The 24,797-nt window shown below is 62.5% G+C and carries 26 protein-coding genes; 3 read left to right on the top strand and 23 right to left on the bottom strand.

Going from position 1 to position 24,797, the window contains the following annotated elements; translation table 11 throughout:
- Positions 1-21: 21 nt before the first annotated feature.
- From ATY77_RS32125 to ATY77_RS32100, 6 genes are all read right to left on the bottom strand, one after another.
- Positions 22-762 carry an ABC transporter ATP-binding protein gene (locus ATY77_RS32125; protein WP_088690440.1) on the bottom strand — a complete coding sequence of 247 codons (741 nt, stop codon included), beginning with the start codon at positions 760-762 and terminating at the stop codon, positions 22-24.
- Entirely contained in the window at positions 755-1,528 is a 774-nt protein-coding gene (locus tag ATY77_RS32120; protein ID WP_088690439.1) for an ABC transporter ATP-binding protein, read from the bottom strand. The genes ATY77_RS32125 and ATY77_RS32120 overlap by 8 nt, the downstream gene beginning before the upstream one ends.
- The gene (locus ATY77_RS32115) at positions 1,525-2,511 is read right to left on the bottom strand and encodes a branched-chain amino acid ABC transporter permease (RefSeq protein ID WP_088690438.1); all 987 of its coding nucleotides are present in this window, start codon (positions 2,509-2,511) and stop codon (positions 1,525-1,527) included. The genes ATY77_RS32120 and ATY77_RS32115 overlap by 4 nt, the downstream gene beginning before the upstream one ends.
- Before the next feature lie 38 nt (positions 2,512-2,549).
- A complete protein-coding gene (locus ATY77_RS32110; protein ID WP_088690437.1) occupies positions 2,550-3,422 on the bottom strand; it encodes a branched-chain amino acid ABC transporter permease in 873 nt (290 codons plus the stop codon).
- Between the two features lie 23 nt (positions 3,423-3,445).
- Positions 3,446-4,639 (bottom strand): ABC transporter substrate-binding protein, encoded by a 1,194-nt coding sequence (locus tag ATY77_RS32105; protein ID WP_088690436.1) that lies wholly within the window; start codon positions 4,637-4,639, stop codon positions 3,446-3,448.
- Positions 4,640-4,966: 327 nt separating this feature from the next.
- Complete coding sequence (locus ATY77_RS32100; protein WP_088690435.1) at positions 4,967-6,010, bottom strand: Atu2307/SP_0267 family LLM class monooxygenase; 1,044 nt, start codon at positions 6,008-6,010, stop codon at positions 4,967-4,969.
- 400 nt (positions 6,011-6,410) lie between these two features.
- Between ATY77_RS32100 and ATY77_RS32095 the strand changes: the two genes are divergently transcribed.
- Positions 6,411-7,313 (top strand): LysR family transcriptional regulator, encoded by a 903-nt coding sequence (locus tag ATY77_RS32095; RefSeq protein WP_088690434.1) that lies wholly within the window; start codon positions 6,411-6,413, stop codon positions 7,311-7,313.
- A 50-nt stretch (positions 7,314-7,363) separates the two neighbouring features.
- Here ATY77_RS32095 and ATY77_RS32090 read toward each other — a convergent pair whose 3' ends face one another.
- From ATY77_RS32090 to ATY77_RS32065, 6 genes are all read right to left on the bottom strand, one after another.
- Positions 7,364-8,038: a 4-carboxy-4-hydroxy-2-oxoadipate aldolase/oxaloacetate decarboxylase gene (locus tag ATY77_RS32090; protein ID WP_088673864.1), complete on the bottom strand. Its 675-nt coding sequence runs from the start codon at positions 8,036-8,038 to the stop codon at positions 7,364-7,366.
- 88 nt (positions 8,039-8,126) lie between these two features.
- Entirely contained in the window at positions 8,127-8,963 is an 837-nt protein-coding gene (locus ATY77_RS32085; protein ID WP_088690433.1) for an ABC transporter substrate-binding protein, read from the bottom strand.
- A gap of 31 nt (positions 8,964-8,994) precedes the next feature.
- Positions 8,995-9,759, bottom strand: coding sequence for an amino acid ABC transporter ATP-binding protein (locus tag ATY77_RS32080; RefSeq protein ID WP_088690432.1), 765 nt, complete (start codon positions 9,757-9,759; stop codon positions 8,995-8,997).
- Entirely contained in the window at positions 9,756-10,511 is a 756-nt protein-coding gene (locus ATY77_RS32075) for an amino acid ABC transporter permease (protein ID WP_088690431.1), read from the bottom strand. The genes ATY77_RS32080 and ATY77_RS32075 overlap by 4 nt, the downstream gene beginning before the upstream one ends.
- Positions 10,508-11,215, bottom strand: coding sequence for an amino acid ABC transporter permease (locus tag ATY77_RS32070; protein ID WP_088690430.1), 708 nt, complete (start codon positions 11,213-11,215; stop codon positions 10,508-10,510). Before ATY77_RS32070 ends, ATY77_RS32075 begins: the two co-directional genes overlap by 4 nt.
- Positions 11,212-11,991, bottom strand: a complete 780-nt coding sequence (locus tag ATY77_RS32065) for an SDR family oxidoreductase (RefSeq protein ID WP_088690429.1) — start codon at positions 11,989-11,991, stop codon at positions 11,212-11,214. The genes ATY77_RS32070 and ATY77_RS32065 overlap by 4 nt, the downstream gene beginning before the upstream one ends.
- A 233-nt stretch (positions 11,992-12,224) precedes the next feature.
- Between ATY77_RS32065 and nac the strand changes: the two genes are divergently transcribed.
- A complete protein-coding gene (nac, locus tag ATY77_RS32060; protein ID WP_088690428.1) occupies positions 12,225-13,130 on the top strand; it encodes a nitrogen assimilation transcriptional regulator NAC in 906 nt (301 codons plus the stop codon).
- Positions 13,131-13,136: 6 nt separating this feature from the next.
- On the opposite strand, the gene ATY77_RS32055 is transcribed toward nac, so the two are convergent.
- From ATY77_RS32055 to ATY77_RS32005, 10 genes are all read right to left on the bottom strand, one after another.
- Complete coding sequence (locus ATY77_RS32055) at positions 13,137-14,339, bottom strand: pyridoxal phosphate-dependent aminotransferase (protein ID WP_088690427.1); 1,203 nt, start codon at positions 14,337-14,339, stop codon at positions 13,137-13,139.
- Between the two features lie 62 nt (positions 14,340-14,401).
- Positions 14,402-15,169, bottom strand: a complete 768-nt coding sequence (locus ATY77_RS32050) for a 5-oxoprolinase subunit PxpA (protein ID WP_088690426.1) — start codon at positions 15,167-15,169, stop codon at positions 14,402-14,404.
- 46 nt (positions 15,170-15,215) lie between these two features.
- Entirely contained in the window at positions 15,216-16,211 is a 996-nt protein-coding gene (locus tag ATY77_RS32045; RefSeq protein WP_088690425.1) for a biotin-dependent carboxyltransferase family protein, read from the bottom strand.
- Complete coding sequence (gene pxpB, locus ATY77_RS32040; RefSeq protein WP_088690424.1) at positions 16,208-16,912, bottom strand: 5-oxoprolinase subunit PxpB; 705 nt, start codon at positions 16,910-16,912, stop codon at positions 16,208-16,210. Before pxpB ends, ATY77_RS32045 begins: the two co-directional genes overlap by 4 nt.
- Positions 16,909-17,334, bottom strand: coding sequence for an acetyl-CoA carboxylase (locus ATY77_RS32035; RefSeq protein ID WP_088690423.1), 426 nt, complete (start codon positions 17,332-17,334; stop codon positions 16,909-16,911). The genes pxpB and ATY77_RS32035 overlap by 4 nt, the downstream gene beginning before the upstream one ends.
- Positions 17,331-18,725: an acetyl-CoA carboxylase biotin carboxylase subunit gene (gene accC / locus ATY77_RS32030; RefSeq protein WP_088690422.1), complete on the bottom strand. Its 1,395-nt coding sequence runs from the start codon at positions 18,723-18,725 to the stop codon at positions 17,331-17,333. The genes ATY77_RS32035 and accC overlap by 4 nt, the downstream gene beginning before the upstream one ends.
- The gene (locus ATY77_RS32025) at positions 18,725-19,156 is read right to left on the bottom strand and encodes an acetyl-CoA carboxylase biotin carboxyl carrier protein subunit (RefSeq protein ID WP_088690421.1); all 432 of its coding nucleotides are present in this window, start codon (positions 19,154-19,156) and stop codon (positions 18,725-18,727) included. Before ATY77_RS32025 ends, accC begins: the two co-directional genes overlap by 1 nt.
- Before the next feature lie 317 nt (positions 19,157-19,473).
- Positions 19,474-19,716 (bottom strand): hypothetical protein, encoded by a 243-nt coding sequence (locus ATY77_RS32020; RefSeq protein WP_088690420.1) that lies wholly within the window; start codon positions 19,714-19,716, stop codon positions 19,474-19,476.
- A gap of 130 nt (positions 19,717-19,846) precedes the next feature.
- On the bottom strand, positions 19,847-21,883 hold the full coding sequence (locus ATY77_RS32010) for an FAD-dependent oxidoreductase (protein ID WP_141103981.1): 2,037 nt from the start codon (positions 21,881-21,883) through the stop codon (positions 19,847-19,849).
- 73 nt (positions 21,884-21,956) lie between these two features.
- Entirely contained in the window at positions 21,957-22,952 is a 996-nt protein-coding gene (locus ATY77_RS32005) for an ABC transporter substrate-binding protein (RefSeq protein WP_088690418.1), read from the bottom strand.
- 235 nt (positions 22,953-23,187) lie between these two features.
- On the opposite strand from ATY77_RS32005, the gene ATY77_RS32000 reads away from it, so the two are divergent.
- A complete protein-coding gene (locus ATY77_RS32000) occupies positions 23,188-24,138 on the top strand; it encodes a helix-turn-helix domain-containing protein (protein WP_245314416.1) in 951 nt (316 codons plus the stop codon).
- Positions 24,139-24,159: 21 nt separating this feature from the next.
- Here ATY77_RS32000 and ATY77_RS31995 read toward each other — a convergent pair whose 3' ends face one another.
- On the bottom strand, positions 24,160-24,744 hold the full coding sequence (locus ATY77_RS31995; protein ID WP_088690416.1) for a cysteine hydrolase: 585 nt from the start codon (positions 24,742-24,744) through the stop codon (positions 24,160-24,162).
- Positions 24,745-24,797: the final 53 nt, after the last annotated feature.

The raw sequence follows: 24,797 nt of genomic DNA, 5'->3' as shown, positions 1-24,797 counted from the left end.
AGGCCCGCTTGGGCGATTGGTCTAATGCGCGGCTTCGAGTTCGCCGCGCATCTTTCCGGTCAGGAACAGCTCACCCAGCTCGTCATGGGTGATATCCTTGGGAAGTCCGTCCCAGATCACCTTGCCCAGACGCAGGATGACCGCGCGCTGCGCGACCTCCATCGCCTTCTTGGTGTTCTGCTCGACGAGAAGGATGGTCATTCCCGCCGCGTGAAGCCGGAGAAGTTCGTCGAAGACGATGCCGATCGCGGCCGGCGACAGCCCGACGGAGGGCTCGTCCACGAGCAGCACCTTCGGGCGCTGCAGCACCGCCATCGCGACTTCCAGGAGCTGCTGCTCGCCGCCGGACATGTTTCCGGCGAGCGTGTTGCGCCGCGTCTTCAGGATCGGGAAGAGATCATAGACATAATCCCTGTCGGACTTCACCTTGGCGTCGCGCAGGGTATAGGCGGCCATCTGCAGGTTTTCGTCGATCGTCATCAGCGGAAAGTTGCAGCGGCCCTGGGGCACGAAGGATATGCCCTCCCCGAGGATCGCGCGCGGCTTGTAGCCGGCAATGTTCCTGTCCTGCCAGGATATGCTGCCGCCCTTGATCGTCGTCATGCCGTAGAGGGTCTTGAGCAGCGTCGATTTTCCGGCGCCGTTCGGTCCCATGAGCGCGACGAACTGGCCGGACAGCACATCGAGATCGACGCCGTTCAGAATGTCGAGGTTGCCGTAGCCGGCCCGCAGGTCCTGAATTGTGAGATTCGAATTAGCCACCGAGGTAAGCCTCCCTCACGCGCTGGTCCTGAATGATGTCTTGCGGCAATCCCTCGGCGAGTTTCGCGCCCTGATCCAGGACGATCACTCGCTGGCAGATGCTGGTCACGACATCGATATTGTGTTCGATGACGAGGAAGCTGACCCCGAGGCTTTTGTTGGCATAGAGAATGGTCTCGACCACGCGCTCGATGATCTTCGGATTGATGCCCGCCATCGGCTCGTCGAGAAGAATGAGCTTCGGCTCCGGCATCAGCATCGAGGCGAACTGAATGAGCTTCTGCTGGCCGCCCGAGAGGTTTCCCGCCGGCTGATGCCGCACGTCCCAGAGACCGGCCATCTTGATGAGATCGCGTGCCCGTTCCCGCAGGCCTGTCACGCGATTTCGAGATGCGGCGCCGAGGCCGAACGTCGACCAGAGCGAGGGAAAAGTGAACATCTGACCGGCGATGACAAGATTTTCCTCCACATCCAGCGACCGGAACGTCACGGTCTTCTGGAACGAGCGGAGCATCTTGCCCTCGCGGGCGATCCTGTTCAGCGACCAGCCGGTGATATCCTGGCCGTCGAGAACGACGGTGCCGGCGTCGGGGCGGGCAAGGCCCGTCGAGCAGTCGAAAAACGTCGACTTGCCGGATCCGTTGGGGCCGATGAGGCCGGCGATCTCGCCGCGTTCGATGTGCAGGCTGACGTCGTTGACGGCCCTGACCGCGCCGTAGGACTTGCTGAGATTTCTGATCTGCAGGATGGGAAGATGGGTTGTCATTTCGCACCTCCGATCGCGTCCCAGAAGCGGTTGATCAGCGGAGCGAAACCCTTCTTGAACCAGAACACGAGGATCAGCAGGCAGAGGCCATAGACGATCATTCTCATTTCGGGGGCGACGCGCAGCGCCTCGGTCAGGCCGACGAAGAGCAGGCTGCCGATGATCGTGCCGGAGATGGTGCCTGCGCCGCCGCCGAGCACGATGATCAGCACGGTCGTCGAATAATACATCTGGAAGGTCAGCGGGCTGACGACCGTCAGGTAGTGGGCGTAGAGGCTCCCGCCGGCGCCGGCGAAGGCGGCGCTGATCATGAAGACGATGAGCTTGTAGCGCCAGGTTGGGATGCCGACGGATTCCGCCAGCGTCTCGTTCTCGCGAATGGCGACCATGTTCCGGCCGGCCGGCGAGCGCACGATCGCCCAGACGAGCAGCGTGGCAAGGAGAGCGACCGCGAGCGTCAGGTAGTAGAAATTCGTCGTGCCCGATACGGTGAAGGACCATGGGCCAAGGGAAAAATGCGGCTTCGGGATGCTGGAGAGCCCCATGTCGCCGCGGGTCAGCGAGATCCAGTTCTTGGCGATGGCCTGCCCGATGATGACGAAGCCCAGCGTGCACATCACGAAGGACGTCGCGCGCAGCCGGAGGGCGGGAATGCCGAGCGGGAGGGCCAGTCCGCCGGCGATGGCGGCGGCTGCAAGGATGTTCACGTAGAAGGGCGTGCCGTAGTGGACGGCCAGCAGACCCGCTGCATAAGCGCCGATGCCGAAGAAAGCCGCCTGGGCCAGGGACAGAAGACCGGTGTAGCCGACCAGAAGGTTCAGTCCGTGCGCAGGCAGCATGAAGATCAGAGCGATGATCAGGGAATGCGTGACGTAACGGCTGCCGATGAAGGGAGCGGCCACGGCGAGAGCGATCAACAGGGCGGCGAGCGGGATCCTGAGATCGCGCCGTCTCGGCTGTGCAGTGGTTTCGGTGAGAGACATGTCGTGTCCTCGAGTTCAGGAATGGGCCTGCAGAGCGCCTAGAAGCGCGCCTGCGCGGAGAAGAGGCCGTGCGGTCGCCACATCAGCATCAGGATCAGGGTCGCGAAGCCGACGGTGTCGCGGAACTGGAGGCCGACATAGGTCGCCACCAGGCTTTCAGCGATGCCGAGGATCATGGCCGCGAAGAAGGTGCCGCGGACGTTGCCGAGGCCGCCCATAATGATGATCGGAAGCGTCTTGAAGGTGATGAGCTCACCCATGCCGCCATAGACGCTCACGTTGACGGGTGCGGTCAGCACACCCGAAAGTGCGGCAAGCGCAGCACCAAGGATGAACGTCCTCAGCACGACCTGCGAGACGTCGATGCCGACCACCTCGCAGCATTCGACATTTTGCGATACTGCCCGCATGGCCTTGCCCATACGGCTGTAGGTGACCATCAGCTCGAGGCCGATGAAGACGAGGAGCGTCACGACCAGGATCAGGATCCGCTGTTCGGCGAGGCTGAAGCCGAGGATCGAAACCGGCTCGATATAGCCGCCGGTGAAGAACTTGTAGCCGCCGCCGAAGACGAGGATGACCGTATTCTGGAGAATCAGCGCAATGCCGAGCGTGGCGAGCACCCCGGCCTCCGCCGGGGCGCCGACCATGCGCTGCATCACGAAGCGCCCGACGACATAGGCGATGACGATCGTCGAAAGCACGCCGACAAGGATCGAGGCCTCATACGATAGGCCGAGATAGTCGATCGCGAACCAGGCCCCGAACGTTCCCAGCATGTAGTATTCGCCATGGGCGAAATTGATCGCCCTGAGGACGCCGAAGATCATCGTCATGCCGACGGCTACGATCGCATAGACGGAGCCGGTCACGATTCCGTTGACGACCTGCTCGAGAATGGTCGAGAACATGGTTGTACTCCTCGCGACCCCGATTACTGGGTCGGGTACTTGATGTCTGCGGTATAGGCTCCCTTGATGCTGGGCTTGCCGTTCTCGATCTGCAGGAGGATCATCGGCAAACGCGCCTGATTGTGATCATCGAACGCCACTTCGCCCACAGGGCTTTTATACTTGATCTTGGAGAGAGCGTCGCGGACCTTCTCCTGGTCGATGCTGCCCGCTTCGTGGATCGCCTTGGCGAGAAGGTGAACGGTATCCCAGTGCACATAGGCATGGTTGTTCGGTGCTTCGTTGTAGGTCGTCGTGAACTTTTCGACGAAGGCCTTGCTTTCCGGGGAATCCCATGCCGGAAGCCATGCCGCGGCCTCGACCGCGCCTTCGAGCGCCGTCGGCGCCGAAGCAATCGTCTTGGCCGTATTGAACTCGCCATTGCCGACGAGGGTCACCTTGCCGGCAAGGCCAAGTTCGACCATCTGGCGGGCGACGATCGGCGTCGTATCCGCAAGGCCGTACATGATGATCGCCTGGGCTCCGTTGTCGCGGATCTTCGACAGCACGCTGCGGAAATCGACCTCGCCTTCCTTGTAATAATCCTCGCTGAGGATTTCGCCCTTGAATTCCGGCAAGTACTTCTTGGTGAATTCGATCGCCGAACGGCCATAATCGGTATCGACGGAGAGGACGGCGTACTTCGTAAAGCCGCGCTGTTCGGCGGCATATTTGGCGACGATCAAGGCGCGGTTTTCGTCGGTCGGATAGTTGCGGAACGTCCACTTGTAGCCGCCGACGCCTGCTCCATAGGTGATCTTGGGGTTCGAGGAGGCTGCATTCAGAAGAAGAACGCCCGCATCTTCGGCCACAGGCTGCATTGCGAGGGTGACGGAACTGGAGACGTCGCCGATGACGAAGGAGACTTCGTCCTCGTCAATGAGGCGGCGTGTGGCGGATACGCCTTCGACGGGCGTGCCCTGGCTGTCGGCCGAATAGATTTCTATCTTGTGGCCGTCGATGCCGCCTGCCTGGTTGATCTCGTCGACGGCAAGCTGCGCGCCGCGCGTCGAGAATGCGCCGTAGCGCGCGTTGGGGCCGCTCATCGGCGCGACAATTCCGAGTTTGATCGTGTCTTCGTCCGCTCTTGCCGGGGCCGAGAGGCCCGGTACGATGGCGGACAACGACAGGATTGCGGTCGTCATGCAAAGAGCTCTGCGAGTAAGCGAGTAGGTCATCTGTTCCGCTCCGTGTTAGGAAACCTTCCGGTCCATCTTCGGACCATCTTTCGCCGCTTAAGCGGTTCTTCAAGGCCGGCTTCAGCCAGCTATGTCACAGTAAGTTCATGCGCCGGAGTTTGGCCAACATAACTCCATTCTGCCGCCATAGCGTTTCGTTATAGCGATCAGGCAGGCGCGGAAGGAATATCGGACGTGACGGAGGAAAATAAAAAGCGGCGCGGGAAAGATGCGCTGCTGCTGCTTGGTCATCGAAATCAAGCCGCCTCCAGCGTTCCGCTGGAACGCCAGAGGCAAGAGAGAGATTATATTTTCAATAACAGGTGTTTATCGGTCCGCTGCGGCCGCATGGCGCAGCAACGGCGCCACCTCGGTGCCGGGCAACTCGATCGAACGCTGCATCGCTTCCGTTTCGAGCGCGGCGGTGCTCATCTGAAAGGTGACGCGGGAAATTCCTCCCAGTGTCTCGTTAGCGGCGAGGACTTTTTCGACAACTGTTTGCGGGCTGCCGATCAGGAAAGCTCCGCGGGGGCCGCACATCGCGTCGAATTGGCTGCGCGACGGCGGCAGCCAGCCTCGCTCCTTCCCGGCCTCGGTAAACATCTGCAGCCAGCCTGGAAAGAAGACATCCTTGGCGGCTTCGTCGGTATCGGCGACGAAGCCCATCGCGTGCAGGCCGACTTTCTGTTTTTCAGGAGGGTGGCCGGCGCTTAGCCATGCCCGCCGATAGAGATCGACGAGCGGCCGGAAGCGCTCGAAATTGCCGCCGATGACGGCGACCATCAGCGGCAGGCCGAGCGTGCCGGCGCGGACGAAGGATTCCGGCGTGCCGCCGACGCCGAGCCAGATCGGCAGACGCTCCTGATGCGGGCGGGGATAAACGCCCTCGCCGTTCAGGGATGGCCGGAAACGGCCCTGCCATGCGATACGCGGCGCGTCATTGAGCTTGAGAAGGAGATCGAGCTTTTCGACGAACAGCCCGTCGTAATCCCTGAGGTCGTAGCCGAAGAGCGGATAGGCATCGATGAAGGAGCCCCGCCCGACCACCAGCTCCGCCCGTCCCCTGGATATGAGGTCGAGGGTGGCGAATTCCTGGAACAGGCGTACCGGGTCGGCGGCACTCAATACCGCGACGGCGCTCGTCAGCCGGATGGTCCTGGTGCGCGCGGCGGCGGCGGCGAGGATGACCGCAGGCGCTGAATCGAGCGCATTCTCCCGGTGATGCTCGCCCATGCCGAAGATGTCGAGGCCGACGCGATCGGCGGTCTCGACCTCGGCCAGAACGGTTTCCATGCGATCGCTCGCCGATTGAGACCGTCCCGACTTCAGATCTGTGACGAGCATTGCAAAACTGTCGATACCGATTTCCAAGGTTCGATCCTTCCTGCTCAATAGGAACTGCCGGTGCGCTGCGGTTCGGGCCAGCCGAGCGATTGGCCGAACTGCGTCGTGTGGCATCCGGCGGCGGAAAGGCAAGCAAGCAGGAGGATGGTGAAGCGGAGCATTGGTACCTCTAAAAACAGGGTTGATACGACGCTTCGGTCAGCAGAGCGCGTCGAGGATGGTCGCGAAGGTGCGGCGGTGCGACTGTGTTGTTTACGCTGGCCCGGTCTGTGGTTTCCGGGTAGCATCGCTTCGATGCCATGATCTCACCCATCCGAATAGCCGTGATTTTCTGAGATAATCTATCGGTTCATCCGATGCTAAGATATGTTCACCGAAGTTGCTGTCTCGCCGGCGCGAGGCGGGGTCGACGTCACCGGAGTTCGCCATGCTGGATGGTTTGTCGCTTGATCAATTGCGGACCTTCATCGCCGCGGCCAACGAGGGCAGCTTTTCCGCGGCCGCGCGCAAGCTCGGGCGCGCGCAATCGGCGGTCAGCGAGCTGGTCCGCAGCCTCGAGATCCAGCTCGGTGTCGACCTTTTCGATCGCAGAGGCCGTTATCCGCAACTGACGGCATCGGGCAATATGCTGCTTGCGACCGCCCGTGAGGTCATCGCTAAGGTCGATGCCTTCAAGTCTCAGGCGAAGGGAATGGCCGCAGGGCTGGAGCCGGAGCTATCCGTCGTCATCGATGTCTTTTTCCCGATTCACGTGATCGCCGAGGCAGCCAAGGATTTTCGGCAGCAGTTTCCCGATGTGCCGCTCCGGCTGTTCGTGGAGGCGCTCGGCGGCACCGTTCAGCCGGTGCTCGATCGGCGGGCGAATTTCGGTATCGTGGGCTCGTTGCCGGCCATGCCGCCCGGCGTCGTCACGGAGCCGCTCGCCGGCGTGATGTTCCTGGTCGTTGCAGCGGCGGATCATCCGCTTGCGGCGATCGAAGGAACGATTTCGAGAACCGAACTCGCCAAGCACGTCCAACTGGTGCTGACCGATAGAACGGATCTGTCGAAAGGACGAGAGTTCGGCGTGATGTCGCCGCAGACCTGGCGGCTGGCCGATCTGTTCGCCAAGCACACTTTCCTGATCAACGGGCTTGGCTGGGGCGGGATGCCGTCACACGCGGTCCGAACGGACATCGAGGCCGAGCGTCTGGTGGAGCTGACGGTGGTGGATATTCCCGCAGGCGGACTGAGGCTGCCGATGTCGGCAGCCTATCGCTCGGATGTCCCGCCGGGACCGGCGGGGCGATGGCTGATCGAGCGGCTGAAGATCTGCTCAAGCGCCAGGTAGCGAAACCCTTCCGCTAGCGCTCTTCGCTTCGCCGGGCCGCCGATGCCGTTTCAAATATCGACGACGAGGCCCTTGGCCTTCAGCACCGGTTCCAGCTTGCTGACCTCGATGACCGACTTGCCCGCCTTATAGGCGGCGATATAGCCGGCTTCCGCATCTTCACGAGCCTGCGAGAGGCTGGCGGCTTCCCGCGCTTCCTGCCTGCGCACGACCACGAGACCATCGGCATCGCCGACGATGATATCGCCGGGATTGATGGTCTCGCCGCCGACGATGATCGGGTCGTTCACCGCCGCAATGGTTTCCTTGACCGTGCCCTTGATGCAGACGCTGAGGGAGAAGACGGGGAAACCGAGCTCTCTGAGCTGCAGCGTATCGCGCACGCCGGTGTCGGTGACGAGACCGCCGATGCCTTTGGCGAGGCAGGCATTGGCAAGCACGTCGCCGAAGGATCCCGCTTCCTCATATTCGCCGGCCGAAACGACGATGATATCGCCGGGCTTTGCATAGTTGATCGCGAGCTGCAGCATGATGTTGTCGCGCGGCGCGCATTTGACCGTGAATGCCGGGCCGCACAGTTTCATGCGGTAGTCGACGGGCTTGAGGCGGGAGGAAAGTGCGCCGCGGCGCCCCTGGGCTTCGTGGATGGTCGCCGGCGAAAACTTCGAAACGGCCTCGATGTCAGCTTTGCTGGGCCGTTCAGCGATGTCTTTTATATGAATCATGGGTGCCTCACATCGTTGGTAGACGGCGGGCAAATCCCGCCGTCTTGTCTCGGTTGAATGTCTTCGGGAGGTTCCGAGACCGGTCGGTCTACGGGATCGGGTCGAATTTCAGCTGCGCGAGCGGCACGACTTTGTCGGTGCGGGTCATCTTGTACTCGGTGTTCGGGCCAAGCCACTTGTCCCAGATCTTGTTGATCTCGCCAGACTCGTCGAGCTTGTGCAGGATTTCGTTGATCTTGGCCGTCAGCTTCGGCTGATCCTTGGCCATGCCGATGCCGATCGGCTGGTAGAGCATCGGCTCCTCGATCATCCGCATTTGCTTGCCCTTGCTCTTCGATTCATTGACGAACTTGGTCGTCGTCATGGTGTTGGCGACCATGCCGCGCGCCTTGCCCTGCTGGACGGCGAGGTAGGCCGAGGCGGTATCCTGGAAGGTCAGCGGGTCGGATTTGTTGAGCTTGATCGACATCTCCGAGGTCGAACCCTTGGTCGAGGCGATGCGCTGGCCGGCATAATCGGCCTTCGTCTTGCCGGCATCGTCGGCCGGCACGATCAGCATTTCCTTGGCGAGATAATAGGGATCGCTGAACTGGATCTGTTCGGCGCGGCTCAGCGTATAGGCAAGGTTGGCGACGGTGATGTCGACGCGGCCGAGCTTGACCTCGGGCACGCGCGCTTCGACCGAAACCGGCTTGATTTCAGCTTTGACGCCCAATTCCTTGGCGATGGCGCCGCAGAGGTCGACGTCGAAACCGGCCATTTCGCGGGTCTTCGGATCGGGAGAGGCGAAGGGAGGAACGTCGGCGAAAGTCGCGCAGCGCAAGGTCTTGGCCGACATGATGGTGTCGAGCTGATCGGCTTTTGCGGGCAAGGCTGCCGCCATGCCGGCGAATGCGACGGTGAGGCTCAGATATTTCCAGTTCATTGCTGTTCTCCTTTGTTTTTGGTCGTTGGTGTCAGTGCCTGAGATCAGCGAGGAAACGCTGAGCGCGGGGATGGCGTGGATTGATGAAGAAGTCTTCGGGGGCCGCCATTTCGATGATCTGGCCGGCATCGATGAACCAGATCCGGTCGGCGACCTCGCGCGCGAAACCCATTTCGTGGGTGACGCAGAGCATGGTCATGCCCTCGGAGGCGAGGCTCTTCATGACGGCGAGCACCTCGCCGACCATTTCGGGATCGAGCGCGCTCGTCGGCTCGTCGAACAGCATCACCGGCGGTTCCATGGCAAGGGCGCGGGCGATCGCCACGCGCTGCTGCTGGCCGCCAGAGAGCTGGCCGGGATAGGCGCGGGCCTTGTCGGCAAGGCCGACGCGGTCGAGGAGCTTGAGGGCCTTTTCGTGCGCGACATCGGGCGTAACGCCCTTCACCCGGATCGGCGACATCGAGACGTTCTCGGCGACCGAAAGATGCGGAAACAGGTTGAAGTTCTGGAATACGAAGCCGATCCGGCTGCGCATCGCATTGAGTTCCTTCGCCCGCATGGCGGCGTGAATGTTCTGCCCTTCGAGCGTGATCGATCCGCTGTTGATCTCCTCAAGGCGATTGATCGTGCGGATCAGGGTCGATTTTCCCGAACCGGACGGGCCGCAGATGACGACCACCTCGCCGCGCGCGACCTCAGCATCAATGTCCTTCAGGACCGGATAGTCGCCATAGCTCTTGCAGACTTTCGAGAGCCGGATCGTCTGCGATTCCTGTGCTGAAACGGACATGGTCATAGCTGCTCCGATACGATTTTCGATGGCGCGACCACGGCGGCGGGGACGTTGAGCAGTCCCGCACGCCGCCGCGTGATGCGCCGCTCAAGGCGATTGGCGAAGTAGGTGAGCGTCCAGCAGATGATGAAGTAGACGATCGCCAGGATGAGGAAGACCTGGAAGGGTTGCGTCAGCAGCTGATTGTTGACCTGGCTTGCCGCAAAGGTCAGATCAGGCACGTTGATCACATAGCCGAGCGTGGTGTCCTTGATCGTCGAGACGAAGGTGGAGATGATGCTCGGGATCATGTTGTAGAGCGCCTGCGGCAGGATGATGTAGCGCATCGCGCCCATATAGCTGTGGCCAAGCGCACGTGCCGCATCCATCTGGCCCGGTCCGAGCGCGACGATGCCGGCGCGCACGACCTCGCTCAGGAATGCGCTCTGATAGACCACTAGCGTCGTCAGCATGGTGACGAAACTCGGCACATCGGCGCCGGTCAGCAGCGGCACCAGGAAATAGCTCCACAGGATGAGCATCAGCAGCGGCACGCCGCGGGTGAAATAAACGAGCGCAGTGACCGGCCAGCGCAGCAGCCGCAATTTGGAAAGCCGCGCCAAGGCGAACAGGATGCTCGCCGGAAAGGCGAGAGCGATGCTGAGCGCGGAAAGGATCAGCGTGTTGGCGAGCCCGCCGAGCGGCCCGTTCGGATATTGGCCGATCAAAAGCAGCAGCCAGTAATCGTGGATGATGGCGATCATGTCCTGGATCATGCGCGCGCCCTCCAGGCAGGATCCGCGCGCATCGACAGATAGGCGCCGACGCTCATGATCACGAGCGAGAAGAAGAGGTAGAGAACCGTGCCGATCAGGTAGATCTCGAATGTCCGGAAGCTGAGGTTCTCGATTTCCTTGACGGCATGCGTCAGTTCCGACGCGCCAATGACGACCGCGAGACTGCTGTTCTTGAACAGGGAGACGCTGTGATTGATAAGCGGCGGCAGCGCATTGCGCACGCCCTGCGGCATGATGACGAAGCGCATCGCCGAGACGTAACCGTGGCCGAGCGCGCGAGCCGCCTGCATCTGGCCGTCACTGACCGATCGCACACCCGAACGAAGATCTTCGCTGAAATAGGCCGCCTGGCAGAGGCCGAGCCCGATCACCGCAAAGATCGCCTCGGCATTATGGCTTGCCAGCCATGTCGAGAGGCCGCTCGGCATCAGCGTGAAGATCCCGAAATACCAGAGCATCAGCTGCACCAGCGTGGGGACGTTCCTGTGATAGGAAACGTAAGCGGCGACCAACGGATCGCCGAAGCGGAAGGACGACAGGCGCACAGCCAGCAGCACGAGTGCCAGCGCCATCGCCAGTGTCCAGGACCCGGCATAGATGATGAAGGTCATCTGGATGCCGTGCAGCAGCATGGAGGCATATTCGGGATTGCCCAGGATGGCCGAAAGATCGAAACCGCTCACGGGCCCGGCTCCTCGGATGGATCCGTCTTCGCCGCAGGCTGCGGCTTTGCCGTCTGCAGGCCGCCCATGACCTGCAACGTCGGCGTGATTTCCATATGTCCGATGTTCACCGCGACGGGAGCCGATATGGCGAAGGCGATCGCATCGGCGATATCGGTCGCCTGCGGCAGTTCGAAGCCGTCGATGAACCGTTCGCGGACGCTGGGGTCGTTGCCATGGACATGGTTGAAAATGTCGGTGGCGACGCGGCCGGGGCAGATTTCCGTGACCCGCACCCGCTTGCCGAAAGCGTCGATGCGCAGCTGGTTGGACAGCATGCTCACGCCGGCCTTGGTGGCGTGATAGGAGGAGTTACCGCCGAAATTATAAGCGCCGGCGATCGACGAGATATTGATGACGTGGCCGCGATCCCGCGCCACCATGCCGGGCACGACCAGGCGGCAGAGGTGCAGGACCGCGCGGAGATTGACGTCGACGAGAAGATCGATATCGCCCTCGTCAGCTTCGAGGAACTTCTTCGGCCGGTCGACGCCGGCATTGTTGACGAGAATGTCGAATTCCACCCGACCCGCGAGCTCGGCCATCGCCTGGCGGTCGGTCACGTCGATGACATGAGGGATGCAGCCGGTGCGTTCTGCCAGCTGCTGCAGCGCGTCCGCACTGCGGGCTACGGCATGGACCTCAATGTTCTCCCGGCGGAGCCGCTCGACAGCGGCTGCGCCGATTCCGGAAGATGCGCCGGTTATCAGTGCGGTCTTGTAGTCGGAGAATGGCATTGTCGTTCCCTTGTTGTTGATTGAGACAGTAGCGAAGCTTTAACCCCTTGCCTAAGACCGATTATCTCTGGAGCAATAAGCAACGGTTATGGAGCAGCCGCGGCCTGCAGAAGCAGAGACAATAGGGCTGCGGAGCATCCTTGTGCGCGGAGCCCGAGACCGCGTCGCGTTGCAAAAGCAATGCGCCTCTGCAAACATGCTGCCATGCAGATTAGAATGGTACCCCGATCCTCATGGACATCAGACGCCTCAAATCCTTCATCGTGATCGTCGACAGCGGCAGCATCACGCGCGCGGCGGATCTTTTGCATATCGCCCAGCCGGCGCTGAGCCAGCAGCTTGCGGCACTGGAGGAGCATTTCGGCCACAAGCTGCTGATCCGCAGCCAGCAAGGTGTCAGCATGACCGATGCGGGGCATGCGGTGTATCGCCATGCGCAGATCATCCTACGGCAGATGGAGCAGGCGCAGGCCGATGCTTCCGCCGCCGGCAACTCGCTTGCGGGGCGCGTTTCCGTCGGTCTGGTGCCTTTCAGCAGCGCTGCGACGCTCTCGGTCGATCTGCTCGCCGAGACCAGGAAACTGCATCCCGGCATCCTGCTGCATATGACCGAAAGTGTCGGCCAGACCTATAGCCAGATGATCATGAACGGCCGGCTGGAAATGGCGCTTCTGCATGGAACCGGCCCGATCAAGGGTGTGCGGTTCGAGCCGATCCTCAGCGAGGAATTCTTCCTCGTTGCCCATCGCGACTTTGCGATCGAAGCGGATGCGAAGCCCGTTCCCGTCAGCGCTCTCGACGGGATGCCGATGCTGTTGCCGCCGGCCTATAATTTCGTCCGCCGCGCGGTCGACACCGCCTTCACGCGCACACGCACCAATCTGAAAGTCGTGGCGGAAGTCGAAATCGTCCGCACGCTGGCCCGTGCTGTCGCAAGCGGCCTCGGCGCGACGATCATGCCGAAAGCCATTGCCGATCGCATCGTCTCGGAATCGAGCGAGCCCCTGATCTGCCGGCTCGTCTCGCCCAGGATAGAGGAAACCCTGTCGCTCTGCGTTTCCGACCAGAATCCTTTGTCGGAGCCGGCCCTTGCCGTCCGGGACATCCTTCTCGGGCTGACGGCGCGGCTAAAGGGTTAAAAGCGGTCAGCGCATGTCCCGGCAGAATTGCGCTATGCGCGCGCAGCCTTCGTCGAGTTTTTCCATGCTCGTGGCGTAGGAAATGCGGAAGAAGGGGCTCATTCCGTAAGCCGCGCCTTGCACGGTGGCGACATGATGCTCTTCAACCAGCGCCATGACGAAATCGACGTCGGTTTCGATCTTTCGTCCGCCCTTGCTCGTCTTGCCGATCAGCCCCGACATGTTGGGATAGATGTAGAAGGCGCCTTCCGGTCTATGGCAGCGCAGACCTTCCACTTCCGACAATCTGTCGAGAACGAAGTCGCGTCTTTTCTTGTAGATCGCGGCGCGCTCCTTCAGGAGGTCCTGAGGCCCGTCGAGCGCTGCGGTCGCCGCGGCCTGCGTCAGCGTCGCAATACCGCCGCCATTCTGGCCGTTGACGTTGCTGACGGCCGAGATCAGATCCTTCGGGCCGGCGCAGAAGCCGAGCCGCCAGCCCGTCATCGCGTAAGCCTTGGAGACACCGTTCATCGTCAGGACGCGGTCGTAGAGCCTCGGCTCGACTTCCGCCATCGTGCAGAACTGGAAGTCGTCGTAGACGAGGTGCTCGTAGATGTCGTCAGTCATGATCCAGACATGGGGATGGCGCAGCATGACCTCGGCGATGGCGGTCATCTCCGCCCGGGTGCAGGCAGCGCCGGTCGGATTGTTCGGGAAATTCAGGAAGAGCCATTTGGTGCGCGGCGTGATCGCCGCTTCCAGATCCTCCGGACGCAGCTTGAAGCCGGTCTCTTCGTGGCAGGGGACGGCGACCGGCACGCCGCCGGCGAATTTGACGATGTCGGCATAGCTGACCCAGGAAGGTGTGGGGATGACCACCTCGTCACCGGGATTGCAGGTCGCCAGCATGGCGTTGAAGATCACCTGCTTGCCGCCGCCCGAGACGACGATCTGGCTGGCGTCGTAGTCGAGATTGTTGTCGCGCTTGAACTTCCGGATGATGGCGGCCTTCAGCGCCGGCGTGCCGTCCATCGGCGGATATTTCGTATCGCCGGCAAGTGCCGCCGCATGGGCCGCCTCGATCGCATGTGCCGGGGTGGGGAAATCCGGCTCGCCGGAGGAGAGGCTGACGACCTTGATCCCTTCGGCGGCCAGTTCCCTGGCGCGCTGGGTCATGGCGGCAGATGCTGAAATGGAGACGTTTTTCAGGCGGTCGGCTTTGATGGACATCGACGTGGTCCTTCGATGAGGGATTGGAGTGATAGACCGCCGGCAGGCGATCGGGATTGCATTCATTCTGCGAGTTCGGTGGCGGGCGCGAGCGTGGCGCCGGTGGCTTCGATCTCGCCGCGCACGATGCCGGCAAGTTCGAGGGCGCCGGGCGTGTCGCTGTGGACGAGAATGGAGCGCGCCGGCATGGCGATTACGGCTCCGTCGATCGTCCGGACGGACCCGTTGAGCAGGAATTGCCGCACCCGGGCGCGTACCGCGGCTTCGTCCTTGATGACGGCACCAGGGAGCCCGCGCGCGACGAGGTTGCCGCCGGCATCATAGGCCCGGTCCGCGAGGAAAAGCGCCAGCGTCTTCAGACGCGCGCGTTTCGCGGCCTGCTCAATCTCGCTGCCCGATGTGACGAAGACGACGAGACTGGCGTCGACGGTGGCGATCGCATCCATCATCAGGTCTGCGAGGACGGGGTCGCGGTTGACCATGTTGCCCATGGCGGCGTGGAAGCTGATATGGGAGACGGCGACCCGCTCGGCTCTGGCAATCGCCATCAGGGCGCCGAGCTGGTAGAGCATCTGCTGGCGAAGCTCGTCCGCCTGGAACGGTATTTCGCGCCGGCCGAAGCCCAACCGGTCTGGCAGGCCGGGATGCGCGCCGATGCCGACGCCGTTTAACTTCGCAAGCCGGACCATCCGCCCCATCGTGTCGGGGTCGCCGCCGTGGAAGCCGCAGGCGATGTTGGCCGAGGAGACGATCTTCATCATCGCCTCGTCGTCGCACAGCCGGTAGGGACCAAATCCTTCGCCCATGTCGGAATTCAGATCGATTTTCATGAGTTCCTCCTTCTGATGGCCTTGGGCTCATTCTTGCATGTCCGCATCAGGCCATCGCCTTCAGGGCGCGTTTGACCATCCCGCATGTTTGTCTGACATCCTCGACGTAGCGGCCGACAGCCTGTTCCACGGCCCGAGCCTCGGCATGCGTCGAGCGGACGAATTTCAGGCGGGCGCCGATGCGGGCCTGGCCGAGCCGCCAGAGATCACATTCGATCACGCCGGCGATCTTCGGATATCCGCCGGCGGTATTCGCATCGCTCATCTGCACGATGGGTTCGCCGCCGGGCGGCACCTGAATCACCCCGGGCACGACGCCGTGGGAGCGCATCTCGATCGATGCGGTCGGCGTGACCGGTTCGCCGGACAGGCGGTAGCCGGTCCGGTCGCTGCGGGAGGAAATCCGCCAGGTCTGGTTCCAGAAGGCTTCGCCGTCCGCGGCGAAAAGATCATGCTCGCCGGCCGGCAGCGCGCGGATCGGCAATACGCCGTCGACGGGAGCCGGGAAGACCTCGCGCAGGGCCACGGCCGGCTCGATAACGGCAAGGCCCGTGGCCGGCAGCATGGCAATCTCCAGATCCTCGCCGACGGTGAGCCGGTCGTCCTTCGCCAGCGGCCGGCCGGCATTGCCGCCGAAGCCGCCGCGCAGCGACGTGCTGCGCGAGCCCATGACGACAGGGATATCCAGCCCGCCGCCGAAGGAGACATAGGCGCGCGCCAGCCGCGGCGGCTGCTTCAATTCGAGAACCTGTCCGGGCTCCGCCATATAGGCGCACCAGGGCAGCAACTCCGATCCGTCAAGATGAGGATTGCCGTCGGCGCCGGTCACGACAAAGACGGTGCGCCGCTCGAAACACAGGCGGAACGGGAAGGTCTGCACCTCAATCACGGCCGCACTCTCGTCATTGCCGACGAGACTATTGCCGATCCGGACCGCGAGCGGATCCATCGCGCCGCTCGCCGATACGCCGATGTCGCGATAACCGGGCCGCCCCAGATCCTGTACCGTGTTGAAAGGGCCGCTTTCCAGGATCTCGATCATAGTTCGATCCTTGCCGGCAGGAACCGCACCGTATCTCCCGGCGCCATCATGGCAGGGTTCGGCGAGGCGGGGTCGAACATCTCAAGCGTCGCGAAACCGATGGAATTCCAGCCGTTGGGGCCGGTCAGCATGGCGACACCGGTCTGCATGCCGCCGATGGTCACGCAGCCCTTGGCCATCTTCAGCGAGGGCACGGTCTTGCGCGGCATATAGATGCGCGGGTCGAGGCCGTGCAGATAACCGAAACCGGGCGCGCTGCCCAAGGCGAAAACGCGGTAGGTCGCCTCATGATGGAGGCGCACCACCTCGTGATCGCTGAGGCCCGAGAGATCGCAAAGGGCCGGAAGATCGGTCGCATGCTCGCCGCCGTAATGGACGGGAATTTCGATGGTCTTGCCTTCGAGATCGATGCTCTGCGCATTCTCCCACGCCTCAAGCAGGCGGGCGACCGCGGCATCGGGATCTTCCGGCGTCTGCTTGAAGATCGCCAGCAGGTTGGTCATCCCGGGAATATCCTCGGCAAGCTCCGCCCATCCCTTGACGGTCCGGGACAGGGCCCAGATCCGCCGCTGCGCCGCAAGATCGAAATCGCCTGGCGCTTCGAGCAGGAAGGCCTTTGCACCGATCGCGGAAACCCGCGCCCGGCTTTGGGTGGCCGGAACGATCTCGCGTTGCGCATGCCTGTTCGTCGTGACGATCATGATGAGAACTCGATTTCGAACAGAGGGTCACCGAAGCCGATCAGCGCGCCGGGCTCGGCAAGCAGCTTGGTCAAAACACCGGAGCGGCCGGCGCGAAGGGGAAGCAGCACATGGCCTATCCTGATGAAGCCGAGGATATCGGCATCGGATACGGAGCGCGGCAGAGTTTGGGGTGCCGCAGAAGTGGCGGGATGTTCGACGGAGAAATGTCCTGCTATCGGTGCCTTCACGACGACAGGTCCGGTGCGTGGCGCGCGGGGCGTCGGCTTCGTCGAACTGATGCGGGCGCCGCCCTCCCCTGAGATGACGATGCGCAGCTGTCCGTCCGGCCGGGAGATCTCCAGCCCGTCCACGCCCGCGGCCGTCAGCGCCTCGGTCAGGGATGCGATGATGGCGGGATCGCTGAAGTCGATCGCGCTCATGCCGCCGCCCTCCGCAGCTTCAGCCACTGCTCGAGATAATGGATATCCGTCTCGCCGCGCGCGAAAGCGTGGTCCTCGAACAGCGCCTTGAGGAAGGGAAGATTGGTGGCGATCCCCTCGATCTCCGTGCCGGCAAGCGCTTCGCACATCCTGGCCATGGCTTTTGCCCGCGTCGGCGCATGCACGATCAGCTTGGCGATCAGCGAGTCGTAATAGGGCGAAACCTTATAGCCGGCATGGATATGCGTATCGACGCGGATGTCCGGCCCCTGGGGCAAGGCCAGATGGGTGATGACACCCGCCGACGGCAGGAAGGTTTCGGGATCTTCGGCATTGATGCGGCATTCGAAGGAATGGCCCTCGCATGCCACATCGTCCTGAGCAAGATCCAGAACCTCCCCCTGGGCCGCCTTGATTTGCGCCTGGACGATGTCGAGCCCGCTCGTCATTTCGGTGACGGGGTGCTCGACCTGGAGCCGCGTGTTCATTTCGATGAAATAGAAAGCGCCGTTTTCATAGAGGAATTCGAAGGTTCCGACGCCCCGGTAGCCGACCTGGCGGCAGGCCTCGACGCATGCCATGCCGACCGGCTGGATGACATCGGGCGCGATCCCCGGCGCCGGTGCTTCCTCCACCACCTTCTGATGGCGGCGCTGCATGGAGCAGTCGCGATGCCCCAGCCACACGGCATTGCCGTGATCGTCGCAAAGAACCTGGATCTCGATGTGGCGCGGATGCTCCAGGAATTTCTCCATGTAGAGCGAGGGCGAGCCGAAGGCCTTGCGCGCCTCTTCCCGCGTCAGCGCGATGGCTTCCTGCAGCTGGCCGGCTTCCGGCACGACGCGCATGCCGCGCCCGCCGCCGCCGCCCGACGCCTTGACGATGACAGGATAGCCGATCTCAAGCGCGATGCGCTCGATGGCATCAGGGTCGTCAGGCAGCGCGGTATCGGGGCCGGGAACGCAGGGCACGCCGGCCGCCATCATCGCCCGCTTGGCCGCGATCTTGTCGCCCATCGTCGCGATCGACGAAGACGTCGGACCGATGAAGACCAGCCCGGCCGTTTCGACCGCGTCGGCGAATGCGGCGTTCTCAGACAGAAAACCGTAACCGGGATGGATGGCGCCTGCGCCGGTGAGGCGTGCCGCGAGAAGGATCGCGTCCTGGTTGAGGTAGCTCTTGCCCGCAGCCGACGGGCCGATGCAAAGAAAACCGTCTGCGGTCCTGATATAAGGCGCCTGCCTGTCCGCCTCGGAGCAGATGGCGACCGTCTTCAGGCCGAGGTCGCGGCAGGCGCGCTCTATCCGGGCGGCGATCTCGCCGCGATTGGCGATCAGCACGGTATCGAAGCGGCGTCCGGCAGCGGCGGCTTGTTTAGAGATTTCCGGCATCAGGCAATCTCCGCCAGTAACTCGCCGGTCTCGATCTCGCCGCCGTCGATTTCGATCAGGCGCGTGATGCGTCCGGCCCGCGGCGCGGCGATCTTGTTGAAGACCTTCATCGCCTCGATGATGAAGAGCGTCTGCCCCTCCTCCACCTCGTCGCCGATCGCGACGAATGGCGGCTCCCCGGGCGCGGGCGCCCGGTGCAGAACGCCGAAAACCGGTGCCTTTACCGCATGGGAGGTGTGCGCGAGGCTCGAAGACGCATCGGGAACAAGGCTGTCCGTCGATCCTGCCTCTTGCGGGAGCGCGGCCACGGCCTCCTGCCCCGGAGACGTTCTGAAAATCCGAACCGTCACGTCCTTTTCCGTCACGGTCAGCTCGGTAATGTTCGATCGGCCGACAAAGTCGATCAGCGTCTTGATCTTCGAGAGGTCCATGTGCGTGCTCGGAATTTCGAAATTCCACCGCGCAGACCTGAGGTTTCAAATCGCCCGGCGTTATGATTTTCGTAGCACGATGCGTCGGCTGATGGGGTCAGACGAACTTTTGATGGACGGGTGGACGTCACGGCGCGAAGACGAAATGGGCGTGCTGAAAACGCCCGAAGGCATCCGGTCCTTCATTCGTCTGAGCGCGGTCGGCGGCTTCAATGGCCACGCCACGAATGCCGTCGCTTGTGCCGATCGGATGTCGTATGCCGCGCGGCCAATCCGGAATTCACCGCGCGGCTTTGAGGATGTAACGGGTCTCGGGCTTACCGCCACTTGCCCGCATCGGCGTTATCCTGGCAGCCATAGGGCGGCAGGGCGCCGGCAAACGTCGCATGAAGGGTGGCGCATCCCCATGCGTTGATCGGGCCGGGCATCCGGCTGTTCAACTCGATGCCGACTTCATCATACGGGCTTTCCACATTGGTGACATAGCGGTACCAGCGGAAGCCGATGATCACGGCGAATGCAATGACGACGGTCAGCAGCAATTGAATGGCCCGGCGCAATATATTCTCCTTCAAAATCAATAGTATCAGGCCCGGTCCCGTATCTTCTCTGGGCCGGATCCCGCCTTCCTATTGAGTTGCGCCGTCCTGCACAAGACGACCGCGCGCCGGCGGTCGTCCTCGGATATGGTTATGCCACGGAAATTTTCGGCACCTGCCCGCTTCGCACCTCTTTCTCGACGCCGATCGCCATTCCGGCCCGCCGGCCCTCGTAAAATGCATAGGGAGCCTGTCTTGGCGCCACGCCGTCGCCGATTTCGACGAAGGGAATGCCGAGTTCCGCCAGTTCCAGGGCGAGCCAGTTTGCGGCGACATTGGTCGTGGAGAAGACGAGGCTGTCGGCGTCGATCGTCTCGCGCTTTCCCGTCAGGTGGGAGACGAGGATCGCGGAATTTCCCTGCCAGCTTTCTATGCTGGCCTCCGTCCGGAATTCGACGCCGAGCATGCTGAGGGTCCGCCGCAACGGAACGTCGGCGGAGGTGCGCTGGAGTTCCTTTCCGATAAGCGCATCGGGCGTCACGAGGACGACCTCGTGTCCCTGCTCGGCGAGTTTCCAGGCCGTGCCGCAGCCCTTCCAGCCGCCGGTCTCGTCCACCAGGATGACACGTTTGCCGAGCCTTGCCTGACGCGCCATGACGCTTTCGGCGGAGAAGACGTTTCCGCTCTCGATCCCGGCGAGTGCCGGTCGATCGGGCATGGCCTTCTGGAAGCCGGAATCCTGCGGCAGCGATCCGGTCGCCAGGATCACCATGTCGGCGCCGATGCCGGCGACGTCGCTGCCCTCGATATAGCTATTGAATCGCACCTCGACCCCGAGTTTTTCGAAGCGGATCTCGTACCACCGGATGAGGTCCAGTATCTGCGCCCGCCGCGGCTGCTCGCCGGCTAGGCGGAAAGCGCCGCCAAGCCGGTCCGAGGCTTCCGCCAGCACGACGCGATGGCCTCTTTCGGCTGCCACGCGAGCCGCTTCCAAGCCGGCCGGCCCTCCCCCGACCACCAGGACGAATTGCGGATTTTCCACAGGCTCGAACCGGTCGCCTCCCCATTCCGCTTCGCGCCCGACGGAAGGATTGATCAGACAGCTGATCCAATAGTCGCGCGACCGGCGGCCCCAGCACATCTGGTTGCAGGAAAGACAGCCTCTTATATCCTCGGGCGTTCCCAGACGCGCCTTGTTGGCGAGATGCGGGTCGGCGATCTGGCCGCGGACGATGGAAACCAGATCCGCCGCCCCCTCCCCGAGCGTGATCTCCGCGTTTTCGGGTGTCCGGATATGGCTTTCCGCCGTGACCAGCGCATGCTTCACGACCTTTTTCAGGCGTGCCGACAACTCGGCGCCCAACCGCTCCGGATAGAGAAAGGTCGGCATCAGGCTGCCATAGTCGAAATATCCGCCGGAGCCGCAGGTCACGTAGTCGATCAGCCTCTCGTCATCGAGGGCGGCGACGATCTCCGTCAACTGGTCGCGGTTCAAGGCGGTCGGACAGCCGGGCTCGTCGCTGACGGTCAGCCCGATGATGAAGTCGGGACCGCAGGCATGCCGGATGCGGCTGAGGACTTCCCGGGAGAATCTCGTCCTGTTTTCGAGACTTCCGCCCCAGCGATCGTCGCGGCGATTGTAGAAGGGCGTCCAGAACTGGTCGAGCAGACCGCCATAGGCAGCCCAGACCTCCACGCCGTCAAAACCGGCCGCCTGGCAGCGCAACGCCGCCTTGACGAAGGCTCCGATGGTTTCCTCGATCTCGTCCTCCGTCATCGCATGCGAGCCGTCGCTGTCGTGGTAGCTCGGCCCTCCCGAAGGCGACCAGTGCGCATGAAACGAAAGGTCGGAATCTCCGTGGCTTCCGACATGATAGAGCTGCTGGAGGATAACTGCCCCATGCTGCTTCACGCTGCCGGTCAGCCGCCGGAAGGCCGGAATGACGGAGTCATCAGATGTCCGAAAATTACCGCGCGTCAGCACGGTGGCCGGGTGCACGGGCATCGGCTCGACGACGATCATGGCTGCACCGCCGATCGCCCGCTCGACATAATAGGCGATCGTCTGATCACCGGGCAGCCCATTGACGGACATGTTTGCCGTGTGGGCGCCGAATACGATCCTGTTGCGGAGCCTATGGCCCGCCAGCGTGATTGGGGAAAAGGTCTTCGGAAAGGAGCTTGTCATGTCGAATCCTGTGGGGTTCACGGCTTGCCTGTCGTGCGAATGCGCAGGCCTATGAGGCCCGCGCACTGGGAATTCAGAGGGCGGCCGTAATTTTCTTCGCCACGTCGGCGCTCAGCCACGACTTCCAAATTTCGGGATGCTCCTTGAAGAAGTGCAACGCGCCATCTTCGCCGCCCGCCTGGGTGTCGGTCATCCACGCCATGACCGAGCTGACGGTCTGATTGTTCCATGACCTCTTGCTGAGGTAATCGACCACCCCGGTGTTGCCGCTTTCCGCGAGCCGCTGCGAGACGAGCGTCACGACGTGGTCCTTCGGCCACTCGTTCTTCCTGGGATCGGTACAATCGGAGACGGTGTTGCAGCGCTTCCACTCCGCCATGTCGTGCGGGACCCCGGCTTCCAGGCGAACCATCGAATATTTCCCAAGCAGCGCGGTCGGCGACCAATAATAGCCCATCCATCCCTCCTTGCGCTCATAGGCTCGCGCCATGGCTACATCGAGACCGGCCTGGGTGCCGGGATCGACGAGTTCGAACCCTTTGGCATCGCCGTCATAGGCCTTGAAAAGCTGGGCGCTGACGACCGAGCCGCCCGATCCTGCCGGGCCGTTGAAAACAGCGCCTTTCGAGGTCTTCTCGGGGGCCGGGAAAAGCTCTGGGTGGGCGAAGGCATCGTCGACCGTCTTGATCTCGGGATGGGCGTCGATGATGAATTTCGGTATGTACCAGCCTTGGATGCCGCCATCGGACAAAGCCGGTCCGATATTTACAATTCTGCGCTCGTCGACGCCGCGTTTCACGATCTCAGGGACAAGATCGACCCAGGCCTCGCCGGCAATGTCGGGCTGTCCCTTTTCCACCATCGAGGTGATCGTCGGCACCGTATCGCCGGGAACGAACTCCACCTGACAGCCGAAGCCGTGCTCCAGGATGAACTTGTCGACATGGGCGAGAAGTTCGCCGCTTTGCCAGTTCATATTGGCAACGGTAACGGAACCGCAGTCGGCGCGGGCGTTCGAGGCGATGCCGGCGATCAACGCGACCGTCGAAATTGCGAGAAGATTTTTCATTGCGTTCCCCTTTTCGTGCATTTGACCTGTCTGCTGGGCGGGCGGAACGCCGGTTTCCTCACTTCGGCACTTCGCCTCCCCATGCACACCGATCGTATTTGTCTTGGCCGCCGCGGTATTGTACGTTTAGGACAAATTCGATGGCCCGGAGGACCTTCGTTTGCAGCGCGACTACTCTCAATCGGGGCCAAGCAAGCCGCCGCCCGATGTAACCTCACCGCTCAGGGTGGGGATCGTGGCGACGCCGAACTTCACGCTGATGCCGCTTGCCTGTTTCACGGACTTTCTTCGGCTGGCAGGTGACGAAGGCGACTTCAGCCGGCGGATCTACTGTGACTGGGAGCTGCTGTCGCACAATCTCGATCCGGTGCGGTCGAGTTGCGGCCTGGAACTGACGCCGGGCCGGACATATGGCGACCCGCGTGACTACGACTTCATCGTCGTGCACGGCGGCATACTCCACGCCGATCATAAAGTTCCGCCGGAGCTCTACGACTTCGTCATGGCGGCCTCGCGTCAAGGCGTGCCGGTGGCCGGCAACTGCTCGGGAAGCTTCGTGCTGGCCGAGGCCGGCCTGCTCGCCGGAAAAAGATGCGCGGTCCATTTCACCCTGGCCGGGTTGTTGCGGCAGACCTTTCCCGACGTCACGCCCATCACCGACCGGCCGGTCGTGGTCGACGGAAACGTCATCACCTGTCCGGGCGGACTGGCTTCGATAAAGCTCGCAATGTATCTGGTGTCCAACGCTTGCGGGGAGTCCCGTGCGCACAAGGCGTTTCACTATCTTCTCGGCGATCACGGCTTCGACAGGGGAGAAGCGGTCGAAGAACCGGATCTCGGCATGAAGTGCGCGGACCGTCGGGTCGCCAATGCGATCGGCCTGATGCGGCAGAAGATGTATGAGCTTTGTTCGGTCGCCGAGATCGCTGCGAGCGTCGGTACATCGGAACGAGAGCTTTCCCGGCTTTTCCGGAAGCATCTGCAGGCCGCTCCCGGCGAATATTGGCGCCAGATGCGCCTGAAAGCGGCGAAGTGGATGGTGCTCAACAGCGATAGGTCCATCGCCCAGATCGCCTACGAGTGCGGCTTCACGGATTGCGCCCATCTGGTGAACTGGTTCAAGCGCGCCTATCACGTGACACCGGCAAAATTGCGCAGATCCCATCGTGAGCTGGGAGTGCGCTGACTGGCCATTTTTAGGCCGGCCTCAGCCGAGGCCGCGTAGAAATTCTTCCGTCTCCACGAGTTCGAGCTGCACGGAAAACCGATCGTGCAGAAGTTCCAGCGATGCATCATAGGTGTCGTCGGCGCTGCTGCAGACGGCGTCCTTCAGCACGATGACGCGATAGCCGAGATCGATGGCGCCGAGCGTCGTGGCGAGCACGCAGACATCTGTTTCACCGCCGGTGATGACAAGGGTATCGACCCGCTCCGACTGGAGGACCTGATGAAGACGACCGTCGATCCACGGGGAATAGGTGCGCTTGTCGAAGTGTCTTGCCGGCGGAACGAGCGAGGCCAGCGAAGACGCCAGATCGACGAGACCGCGCGGCAGATGCTCGCCGGTCATCATCCACCATTTCCGGTAGTAGTCCCGCCATTTTCCCGGCATCTCGTCGGCGCGCTCGGGCGGAACGAAGCGGGTGAAGATCGTCCGGGACGGGTGCCGGCCGGCAAGTTCCTCGATCTGGGGAGAGACCCGTGCCATCCAGGGAACGTGCCAAGGCGTGTCTTCGGAAAACATCCGCTGCATGTCGACGCAGAGGTGGCGCCACTCCCCGATCTCGCCCATGTCATCCTCCATTGACCTTCGGCGCTAACCGTCGTCCGGAGTGAAAGTTCCCG

Source organism: Rhizobium sp. R634, from assembly GCF_002211305.1.
Taxonomy (GTDB): Bacteria; Pseudomonadota; Alphaproteobacteria; order Rhizobiales; family Rhizobiaceae; genus Rhizobium.
This window is presented reverse-complemented; position numbering and strand designations above follow the sequence as displayed.

Excerpts from the sequence above, each read along its gene's own strand:
- ATY77_RS32120 (WP_088690439.1), bottom strand. The coding sequence starts at position 1,528 with ATGACAACCCATCTTCCCATCCTGCAGATCAGAAATCTCAGCAAGTCC.
- ATY77_RS32115 (WP_088690438.1), bottom strand. The coding sequence starts at position 2,511 with ATGTCTCTCACCGAAACCACTGCACAGCCGAGACGGCGCGATCTCAGG.
- ATY77_RS32110 (WP_088690437.1), bottom strand. The coding sequence starts at position 3,422 with ATGTTCTCGACCATTCTCGAGCAGGTCGTCAACGGAATCGTGACCGGC.
- ATY77_RS32105 (WP_088690436.1), bottom strand. The coding sequence starts at position 4,639 with ATGACCTACTCGCTTACTCGCAGAGCTCTTTGCATGACGACCGCAATC.
- ATY77_RS32095 (WP_088690434.1), top strand. The coding sequence starts at position 6,411 with ATGCTGGATGGTTTGTCGCTTGATCAATTGCGGACCTTCATCGCCGCG.
- ATY77_RS32090 (WP_088673864.1), bottom strand. The coding sequence starts at position 8,038 with ATGATTCATATAAAAGACATCGCTGAACGGCCCAGCAAAGCTGACATC.
- ATY77_RS32085 (WP_088690433.1), bottom strand. The coding sequence starts at position 8,963 with ATGAACTGGAAATATCTGAGCCTCACCGTCGCATTCGCCGGCATGGCG.
- ATY77_RS32080 (WP_088690432.1), bottom strand. The coding sequence starts at position 9,759 with ATGACCATGTCCGTTTCAGCACAGGAATCGCAGACGATCCGGCTCTCG.
- ATY77_RS32075 (WP_088690431.1), bottom strand. The coding sequence starts at position 10,511 with ATGATCCAGGACATGATCGCCATCATCCACGATTACTGGCTGCTGCTT.
- ATY77_RS32065 (WP_088690429.1), bottom strand. The coding sequence starts at position 11,991 with ATGCCATTCTCCGACTACAAGACCGCACTGATAACCGGCGCATCTTCC.
- nac (WP_088690428.1), top strand. The coding sequence starts at position 12,225 with ATGGACATCAGACGCCTCAAATCCTTCATCGTGATCGTCGACAGCGGC.
- ATY77_RS32055 (WP_088690427.1), bottom strand. The coding sequence starts at position 14,339 with ATGTCCATCAAAGCCGACCGCCTGAAAAACGTCTCCATTTCAGCATCT.
- ATY77_RS32050 (WP_088690426.1), bottom strand. The coding sequence starts at position 15,169 with ATGAAAATCGATCTGAATTCCGACATGGGCGAAGGATTTGGTCCCTAC.
- ATY77_RS32045 (WP_088690425.1), bottom strand. The coding sequence starts at position 16,211 with ATGATCGAGATCCTGGAAAGCGGCCCTTTCAACACGGTACAGGATCTG.
- pxpB (WP_088690424.1), bottom strand. The coding sequence starts at position 16,912 with ATGATCGTCACGACGAACAGGCATGCGCAACGCGAGATCGTTCCGGCC.
- ATY77_RS32035 (WP_088690423.1), bottom strand. The coding sequence starts at position 17,334 with ATGAGCGCGATCGACTTCAGCGATCCCGCCATCATCGCATCCCTGACC.
- accC (WP_088690422.1), bottom strand. The coding sequence starts at position 18,725 with ATGCCGGAAATCTCTAAACAAGCCGCCGCTGCCGGACGCCGCTTCGAT.
- ATY77_RS32025 (WP_088690421.1), bottom strand. The coding sequence starts at position 19,156 with ATGGACCTCTCGAAGATCAAGACGCTGATCGACTTTGTCGGCCGATCG.
- ATY77_RS32010 (WP_141103981.1), bottom strand. The coding sequence starts at position 21,883 with ATGACAAGCTCCTTTCCGAAGACCTTTTCCCCAATCACGCTGGCGGGC.
- ATY77_RS32005 (WP_088690418.1), bottom strand. The coding sequence starts at position 22,952 with ATGAAAAATCTTCTCGCAATTTCGACGGTCGCGTTGATCGCCGGCATC.
- ATY77_RS31995 (WP_088690416.1), bottom strand. The coding sequence starts at position 24,744 with ATGGGCGAGATCGGGGAGTGGCGCCACCTCTGCGTCGACATGCAGCGG.